Origin of the sequence: Halalkalibacter lacteus, assembly GCF_036663595.1 — a bacterium.
GTDB classification, from domain to species: domain Bacteria; phylum Bacillota; class Bacilli; order Bacillales; family Bacillaceae_D; genus Halalkalibacter; species Halalkalibacter lacteus.
In genome coordinates this window covers 1-273 of sequence record NZ_JAWRVL010000198.1, presented here as the reverse complement: position 1 = coordinate 273, position 273 = coordinate 1, and the positions used below count along the sequence as shown (strand labels likewise).

Genomic DNA, 273 nt, shown 5'->3' with positions numbered 1-273 from the left:
GCCCATGGGCTCGAGCTGGGTGAAGAGGTACCAGTCGCCGCGCTCCTGGGCTCGGAAGGCGCCCTCGAGCTCGCGCGTGGAGGCCACGGCCTCGTAGGTGATGCGCAGCGTCGCCGGGCCCTTTGCCAGTGGGCGCTCCAGCGTGAAGCCGATGAAGTTGTCATTGCCCGGCGCTGGCGTCAGCGCGATGGGCGCGCCGGCCTGCGTCAGGGTGGCCTGCTTCACGGTGAGCGCCCTGCCGTTCAGCCAGAGCACGGAGGTGGGCTCGGCCAC

Annotated in this window: 1 protein-coding gene; it reads right to left on the bottom strand. The window is 71.4% G+C overall.

Translation table 11 applies throughout. The features are described 5' to 3' along the window. Positions 1-273: hypothetical protein (locus SAZ04_RS22065; protein WP_332699734.1), on the bottom strand; the 273-nt coding region annotated here is incomplete at both ends.